General features: G+C 59.9%; 7 protein-coding genes and 2 pseudogenes. 6 read left to right on the top strand and 3 right to left on the bottom strand.

Going from position 1 to position 7649, the window contains the following annotated elements; translation table 11 throughout:
- Window positions 1-288 (top strand): type III secretion system co-regulatory protein PtrC, encoded by a 288-nt coding sequence (gene ptrC, locus AC0V2S_RS25495; RefSeq protein ID WP_475512159.1) that lies wholly within the window; start codon window positions 1-3, stop codon window positions 286-288.
- Window positions 289-449: 161 nt separating this feature from the next.
- Here the strand turns inward: ptrC and AC0V2S_RS25500 are convergent, their stop codons facing one another.
- On the bottom strand, window positions 450-2594 hold the full coding sequence (locus AC0V2S_RS25500; RefSeq protein WP_475512160.1) for a 3-hydroxyacyl-CoA dehydrogenase NAD-binding domain-containing protein: 2145 nt from the start codon (window positions 2592-2594) through the stop codon (window positions 450-452).
- A 27-nt stretch (window positions 2595-2621) separates the two neighbouring features.
- Window positions 2622-3825: pseudogene (locus AC0V2S_RS25505) on the bottom strand (acetyl-CoA C-acetyltransferase).
- Between the two features lie 680 nt (window positions 3826-4505).
- Between AC0V2S_RS25505 and AC0V2S_RS25510 the strand changes: the two are divergent.
- From AC0V2S_RS25510 to AC0V2S_RS25520, 3 genes and pseudogenes are all read left to right on the top strand, one after another.
- A pseudogene (locus AC0V2S_RS25510) lies at window positions 4506-5301 on the top strand (c-type cytochrome).
- A 314-nt stretch (window positions 5302-5615) separates the two neighbouring features.
- Window positions 5616-6008, top strand: a complete 393-nt coding sequence (locus tag AC0V2S_RS25515) for an STN domain-containing protein (protein WP_475512161.1) — start codon at window positions 5616-5618, stop codon at window positions 6006-6008.
- A 4-nt stretch (window positions 6009-6012) separates the two neighbouring features.
- Window positions 6013-6120, top strand: a complete 108-nt coding sequence (locus AC0V2S_RS25520; protein ID WP_475512162.1) for a hypothetical protein — start codon at window positions 6013-6015, stop codon at window positions 6118-6120.
- 120 nt (window positions 6121-6240) lie between these two features.
- Here the strand turns inward: AC0V2S_RS25520 and AC0V2S_RS25525 are convergent, their stop codons facing one another.
- Window positions 6241-6546 carry a hypothetical protein gene (locus AC0V2S_RS25525; protein ID WP_475512163.1) on the bottom strand — a complete coding sequence of 102 codons (306 nt, stop codon included), beginning with the start codon at window positions 6544-6546 and terminating at the stop codon, window positions 6241-6243.
- Window positions 6547-7019: 473 nt separating this feature from the next.
- Here AC0V2S_RS25525 and AC0V2S_RS25530 point away from each other — a divergent pair, with 473 nt between their 5' ends.
- Together AC0V2S_RS25530 and AC0V2S_RS25535 are read left to right on the top strand one after the other, a co-directional pair.
- Window positions 7020-7253 (top strand): TonB-dependent receptor domain-containing protein, encoded by a 234-nt coding sequence (locus AC0V2S_RS25530; RefSeq protein ID WP_475512167.1) that lies wholly within the window; start codon window positions 7020-7022, stop codon window positions 7251-7253.
- A gap of 127 nt (window positions 7254-7380) precedes the next feature.
- On the top strand, window positions 7381-7605 hold the full coding sequence (locus AC0V2S_RS25535) for a TonB-dependent receptor domain-containing protein (RefSeq protein WP_475512164.1): 225 nt from the start codon (window positions 7381-7383) through the stop codon (window positions 7603-7605).
- The last annotated feature ends 44 nt before the right edge of the window (window positions 7606-7649 follow it).

A 7649-nucleotide genomic window follows, 5' to 3' on the forward strand; every position in this document is an offset into this window, starting at 1 on the left:
ATGGGCAGCATGTTTAGTGAAAGCGGTAAAAACGCCTATGGCGTGACCTACGCCACCCTCGACGAAAGCGGTTTGCACTTTGAAACCGAGTTGGCCATTCAGTTGCTGGATGGCCCGTTGGTGACCTTGAAAATGCCGACGCACCTGAGCGAACGCCAAGCCCTTAGCCAGCTGATCTGCGGTGCAGATGCGGGTGTAGGTTGGGTTGAGCCATCGGCGAAGCCCAACACTCCGCAACGTTTCGGTTCACAAAACAACACGTTTGTTGGTGCCTGGAACAGCCGTTAATAATCGGTCTCTCGGCACCGTTGGGCTTCGCTGCGCTCAACCCAACCTACGTCCTGCGGCAGATTGTCGGGAACGGAGTTCGACTTTAGATTCTGGATCCCAGCCTGCGCTGGGATGACGGCAGTCTTAGCGGGGACCCAGAATCGTGAGTCAACCGAGGCTTAGAACCCCTGCCCCTTAGCCGCTTTTTCCAGCAACAACGCCGGCGGCAAGAACCGCTCGCCATACTGCTCAGCCAGGTACTGCGCCCGCGCGACAAAGTCTTGCAGCCCGTACTGGTTGATAAACTGCAGAGCCCCGCCGGTCCAGGCGGCAAAGCCGATGCCGAAGATGGAGCCGATGTTGGCATCCGCCGTCGACAGCAACACGCCTTCCTCTACGCAGCGCACGGTCTCAATCGCCTGGATAAACAGAATGCGGTCGCGCACGTCTTCCTGGGAAATCTGTGCATCGGCCTTTTCAAAGCGGCTTTTCAGCTCCGGCCACAGGTGTTTTTTGCCGCCTGCCGGGTACTCGTAGAAACCGCCGCCTGCGGCTTTGCCCGGGCGTTTGTATTCGTTGAGCATCAGGTCGACCACGTCGAACGCTGGGTGGTTGGGAATCTGTTTGCCTTCGGCCGCCAGGTCTTTCACGGTCTGCTGGCGAATATGGTTCATCAGGCTCATCGACACTTCGTCGCTGATCGCCAGCGGGCCCACCGGCATACCGGCTTTGCGCGCTTCGGTTTCGATCATCGCGGCATTCACGCCCTCGCCCAACATGGCCAGGCCTTCGTTGGTGAAGGTGCCGAACACGCGCGAGGTAAAGAAGCCGCGGCTATCGGTGACCACGATCGGTGTCTTGTTGATTTGCATAACGTAGTCAAAGCCACGGGCCAGGGTTTCATCGCTGGTGTGGGCGCCTTTGATGATTTCCACCAACGGCATCTTGTCGACCGGGCTGAAGAAATGCAGGCCGATAAACTTGTCCTGCTTTTCAACTGCCTTGGCCAGGCCGGTGATTGGCAAGGTCGAGGTGTTGGAAGCAATTACCGCATCGGCCAGCGCATGGCGTTCGGCGGCGGCGGTGACCTTGGCTTTAAGGTCGCGGTCTTCGAACACGGCCTCGATAATCAGGTCGCAACCGGTGAAGTCCGCGTCATCCACAGAGGCTTTGATGCGAGCCAGAATGCCGTCGCGTTTTTCGGCGGTCATCTGGCCACGGCTGACTTTCTTGTCGAGCAAGGTGGCCGAATAGCTTTTGCCTTTTTCGGCGGCCTCAATCGACACATCTTTGAGCACCACCTCGATACCGGCAACAGCCGATACGTAAGCGATGCCGGCGCCCATCATGCCGGCACCCAGCACGCCGACTTTCTTGGTGACGTACTTGGGTTGGTCTTTAGGCCGCGAGCCACCGGCGTTGATTTCGTTGAGCTGGAACCAGAAGGTGCCAATCATGTTTTTCGCCACCTGGCCGGTGGTCAGCTCGGTGAAGTAGCGCGCTTCAATCAGTTGCGCGGTGTCGAAATCCACCTGCGCGCCTTCCACGGCGGCGCACATGATTTTCTCCGGCGCGGGGAAGCAGCCTTTGGTTTTGTCGCGCAATACCGACGGTGCGATGGCGAGCATTTGCGCCACGTTCGGGCTCGACGGCGTGCCGCCGGGAATCTTGTAGCCCTTCACATCCCACGGCTGCACGGCAGTCGGGTTGGCGGCGATAAAGGCGCGGGCCTTGGCGAGCATCTCGTCGCGGTCGGCGGCGATGTCGTGAATCAGGCCGGCTTTCAGCGCCTCGGCCGGACGCACTTTCTTGCCTTCGGCCAGGTACGGCAGGGCTTTTTCCAGGCCGAGGATACGCACCATACGCACTACCCCGCCGCCGCCCGGCAACAGGCCGAGGGTGACTTCCGGCAAGCCCAGTTGCACGGCGCTGCTATCCAGGGCGATGCGGTGATGGCAGGCCAGGCAGATTTCCCAGCCGCCGCCCAGGGCCGCACCATTGATGGCCGCGACCACTGGCTTGCCCAGGGTTTCCAGGCGGCGCAGTTGGCCTTTGATGTTGAGGATCATCTGGTAGAAGTCTTTGGCATCAGCCTTGGTGACTTTAACCAGTTCATTGAGGTCGCCACCGGCGAAGAAGGTTTTCTTCGCAGAGGTAACGATCACCCCGGCAATCTCGGCCTTCTCCGCTTCCAGGCGCGCGACGGTAGCGGCCATGGCTTCACGGTAAACGGCGTTCATGGTGTTGGCGCTTTGGCCGGGCATATCGATGGTCAGGACGACGATATTGTCCTGGCCTTTTTCATAACGGATGGCGTCAGTCATTTTGTTTTTATCCTGTCAGCTGCGCAGTCAAACGCGCTCAATGATCGTGGCGATACCCATACCGCCGCCTACGCACAAAGTGGCCAAGCCGTAACGCAGATTGCGTTTCTCCAGCTCATCGAGCAGCGTGCCGAGAATCGCGCAACCGGTTGCGCCTAGCGGGTGGCCCATGGCGATGGAGCCGCCGTTGACGTTGACCTTCTCTTCGCTGACGCCCATGTCTTTCATGAACTTCATCACCACCGAGGCGAACGCTTCGTTCACTTCGAACAGGTCGATGTCGTCCACGCTCAGCCCGGCCTTGGCCAGCACTTTGCGGGTCGCCGGCGCCGGGCCGGTGAGCATGATCGTGGGGTCGGTGCTGGTGACTGCGGTGGCCACGATGCGCGCCCGTGCTTCAGGCCCAGTTCCTTACCTTTGGCGGCGGAGCCGATCAGCATGGCCGCAGCGCCGTCGACGATGCCGGAGCTGTTGCCTGGCGTGTGCACGTGGTTGATGCGTTCCACGTGGCTGTACTGGCGGATGGCGGTGGAGTCGAAGCCCATCTGGCCCATCATTTCGAAGCTTGGTTTGAGGGAGCCGAGGCCGTCGAGGGTGGACTCGCCACGGATAAATTCGTCGTGGTCGAGCAGCACGATGCCGTTCTGGTCGGTAACCGGAATCAGCGATTTCTTGAACGAGCCATCAGCGCTGGCGCGGGCGGCTTTCTGTTGCGAGCGCAGGGCGAAGGAATCGACGTCGGTGCGGCTAAAGCCTTCCAGCGTGGCGATCAGGTCGGCGCCGATGCCTTGCGGCACGAAGCTGGTGCTGAGGTTGGTTTCCGGGTCCATCACCCAGGCGCCGCCGTCGGAACCCATCGGTACGCGGGACATCGATTCAACGCCGCCGACCACCACCAGGTCTTCGAAACCGGAGCGCACTTTCATGGCGCCGAGGTTGACGGCTTCCAAGCCCGAGGCGCAGAAGCGGTTGATTTGCACGCCGGAAACGCTCACGTCCCACTTGGCCACCATGGGCGCGGTCTTGGCGATATCAGCGCCTTGGTCGCCCACTGGGGTTACGCAGCCGAGGACGATGTCGTCTACCTGGCTGGTGTCGAGGTTGTTGCGTTCCTGCAGCGCGGTAAGCAGGCCGGCCATCAGGTTGACGGGTTTGACGCTGTGCAACGCGCCGTCCTTTTGCCCTTGCCGCGCGGGGTGCGCACCGCATCGAAAATGAATGCTTCGGTCATGACATCCTCTGGCCTTCTGCTGAAGGACTGGCTATCGGCCGCGCGCGCCAAACGGCGCGCACGGCCTGTTGTTGTATGCCGCTACACCATAACGCCAGCGCGTTCAGGCTCAATGACCGAAATGCTCAGGGCCATTGACCACAGTGCTCAGACGAATGGTCGTGGATTTCAGCGCGCAAAGCGCTAGGCAGCGAGGTGTCTGGAATAGGGGTTGGTTGCTGATATCAACTTTTGGCATAACCGATGGGCGCAAGCAGCACTTTCTTGATACCAAGTCTTCTAAGCCCCGTGTGACGCGGCCCCTACTGTTTACAGAGCTAACGTTCATAGAGCTAGGGCGTCGCTGCCGGGTTTTGCCGGGGCGATTTTTCTACTGAGCAAGGCGTGCCGGGGGCTGGACGTAGCCAAGGCCTGGGCATGCCAACAAGAACAAAGGCCGACCGCCATGATCAAGAAACCCAAAATCCGCCAAGCCGGATGGATACTCTTTGCCACTACAGTCGTTCTCATACTTCCCAACCTCTCACGCCTGATCAGCTGAGCATCTCCAGTCCGTAGGATGGGTGGGGCCGCCTAGGCGAGGCACAGCCGAAACCCATCGTTAGGCGAATCGATGGGTTTCGCTGCGCTCTACCCATCCTACGAACTAGAATCGCGACATCATCTGATGGAGCGGTTGCATGCGCGGGATTCTTGCTGGTTTTCTCTTCCTGGTTTGTCTGCCCAGCCTGGCGGCAGATCTCACCCTTTCCCTTCCCGGCGGCACCCGCACCCTGAGCACCACTGAGTTGCTCAAGCACCCGCAACTGCAATCAATCGATATCCCCAAGACGTCGCCTACGAGCGCCCGATGCACTACCGCGCCATTCCTGTGGCCGCGCTGTTGGACGGCGTAACGGCTGGCGATCACTGCAAATGGTCGCGCTAGACGGTTTTGCCGCCGAACTGCCGGCCGGCCCGTTGTTGCAGAAAACCGGCAGCCGCGCGTGGCTGGCGATTGAAGATTCCGCGCAACCCTGGCCGGCGTTGGGCAAAGACAAGCCGAGTGCAGGGCCGTTTTATCTGGTGTGGACCAATCCTGAAGTCGACCACATCGGCCCTGAACAATGGCCCTTTCAGGTCGCGAAAATCAGCCGCCTCGGCTCGCTGGCTGAACGTTTCCCCGCCTTGGTGCCGGCCGCCGATGCCAATGCCGACGTGCAAGCCGGCTTCGCCCAATTCCAGAAAAACTGCCTGGCCTGCCACCGGTTGAACGGCGCGGGTGATGCCCAGTTCGGGCCCGACCTGAACGTGCCGCATAACCCCACCGAATATTTTGCCGAGGGCTTTCTGGCCCAATACATCCGCGACCCGCAAAGCCTGCGCCGTTGGCCGCAAGGCAAGATGCCGGGGTTTAGTGCGCAGGTACTCGGCGATAAAGAACTTCAGCAATTGATCAGCTACTTGCGGCATATGGCCGGGCGCAAAGCCTTGTAGCCGAGGTTTTCAGGTTGCCCTCTCCCCCGGCCCCTCTCCCGCAAGCGGGCGAGGGGTGACGTCCGCCCTTCTCCCGCATCCTTGCCGTGTCTCCAGCGAAAAAACTCGTGTGTGCTCAAAAAACTTTTCCGGTTTTTTCCCCTCATCCGTTTCATAACTGCGAATAACTCTCATAAAGCACACACTGCCAACACTTAGAGACCTAACATGTCCAACGTTCCGCTCTCTCCCTGGCCGCCGCGGTTCGCAAGAAAAACCGCGCCCTGCTGTCGCCCACCCTGCTCGCCCTGGCGCTGAGCAGCTCGCTGTCGGCCATGGCCCAGCCGGTGGCGCTGGATATTCCTGCACAAAGTCTGGTGGGTGCGCTTAACGCCCTGGCGCAGCAAGCCAACCTGCAATTGCTGTATAGCCCGGACGCAATCAAGAATCTGCGCACCCAGCCACTCAAAGGCAATCTGGAGCCGGCGCAAGCGCTGAACCAATTGCTGCAAGGCAGCGGCCTGACGTATGAGCTCAACGGCAATAGCGTGACCTTGCGCCCCATCAACACCGACGATTCGGCAGCCTTGACCCCTGCCAACATCACCGGCCAGGCCCTGGGCGCCACCACGAAGACAGCGCAGCTACACCGCAAGCGTAGCCACCATCGGCAAGGGGGAGCACAAGCTCAAAGATATCCCCCAGTCAGTGTCCATCGTCACGCGTAAGGCGATGGATGATCAGAACCTCAATACCCTGAACGACGTATTGGAAAAAACTACGGGGATCACCACTTACCAAAGCCCCGGGCGGCAAGTACTTCTATTCCCGTGGCTTTGAGATCGAGACATTCCAGTACGACGGCGTACCGCTGGACCGCCGCTACTACGGTGTAGCAGCGGCTTTACCTCCGACACCCAGATCTACGACCGCGTGGAGGTGCTGCGCGGTGCCAACGGCCTACTGCAAGGTGCCGGTGCGGCCAGTGGCGCGGTAAACCTGGTGCGTAAGCGCCCGAAGGCTGAGCAGGCGTTGTCGATTCAAGGCAGCGCTGGCACTTGGGACAATTACCGCCAATCCATCGACGGCAGCACGCCATTGACCCCGGACGGCAAGCTGCGGGGCCGCGTGGTCGCCGCTCACGAAGACCGTGACTATTTCTACGACACAGCCGAAAGCAAAAAGAATGTGCTGTACGGCATTCTCGAATACGACCTCACCGACAGCACCACCATTGCCGCCGGTGCCAGCGTTGAAGACCTGCACTCCACGCCGTTCTTCGGAGGCCTGCCGCGTGCCAAAGATGGCAGCGCACTGGATATCAGCCGCTCCACTTACACCGGCGCCGACTGGAACAAGTGGAACAACAAACAGACCACCTACTTCAGCGACCTGACGCACCACTTCAATGAAGACTGGACGCTGAAAGCGGCTGCCAGCTATGTGCGCGAAACCAACGATATGTTCTACGCCTGGGGCCGTGGCGCAGTCGATCCAGCAACCGGTTTAGGCATGCGTTCGCGGACTTATCTCTATGAGTTCGAGAACACCAACAAAGGCGCTGACATCAACCTCACCGGCAAATTCGAAAACCTGGGGCGTGAGCACGAACTGGTAGTGGGCGCCAACGCCAGTGACTTGCGCACTGACGACTTGCAAGGTGGCGGGCAGAACATCACCGCGGCCATGTGCTCAACATCTACGATATTTTTTCGCCGCCACAACCCAGTCGGGCCGAGATGCTGGCTACCACCTACGCGGCCTACACCAAGGCGAAGATCACCCAGTCCGGGATCTACGGCGTGCTGCGTTACAAGCTACTCGACCCCCTTACGTTCGTCGTGGGTGCGCGGGCCAGCAACTACAAGTACGACTACGACAAGGACTACATTGATCCGGGCATCGACAATTATGGGGACACCTCCAAGGAAACCGGCCAAGTCAGCCCCTATGTGGCTTTATCTATGAGCTGACCCCGGAGTGGTCGGCCTATATCAGCTACGCCGATATCTTCAAACGCAGACGGTCACCGACGTCAACGGCGCGCCGATGAAAACCCATACTCGGCAGCAACTATGAGTTGGGCCTGAAGGGCGAGTTGTGGATGGGCGGGTCAATACCTCGTTCTCGATCTTCCGTGTCGATCAGAAAAACAAAGCGGCCCTTCTCGACGACTCCTGCCTCGACTGCTACGTAGCAGGCGGCAAAGCACGCTCGCTGGGTTTTGATGCCGAAGTCAGCGGCGAAGTGATCACCGACCTGCAGCTCTACGCGGGCTACACCTACACCCACACCGAAACCTTAACGACCCGGGCGACGACCTGACGCACCGTCGCAGGTTGGCAACGCGTACAACTCCTATACCCCGA

The organism is Pseudomonas sp. CC11G (genome assembly GCF_056174845.1).

Coding starts and splice junctions, on each gene's coding strand:
- ptrC (WP_475512159.1), top strand. CDS start 1: ATGGGCAGCATGTTTAGTGAAAGCGGTAAAAACGCCTATGGCGTGACC.
- AC0V2S_RS25500 (WP_475512160.1), bottom strand. CDS start 2,594: ATGACTGACGCCATCCGTTATGAAAAAGGCCAGGACAATATCGTCGTC.
- AC0V2S_RS25515 (WP_475512161.1), top strand. CDS start 5,616: ATGGCCCAGCCGGTGGCGCTGGATATTCCTGCACAAAGTCTGGTGGGT.
- AC0V2S_RS25520 (WP_475512162.1), top strand. CDS start 6,013: ATGGATGATCAGAACCTCAATACCCTGAACGACGTATTGGAAAAAACT.
- AC0V2S_RS25530 (WP_475512167.1), top strand. CDS start 7,020: ATGCTGGCTACCACCTACGCGGCCTACACCAAGGCGAAGATCACCCAG.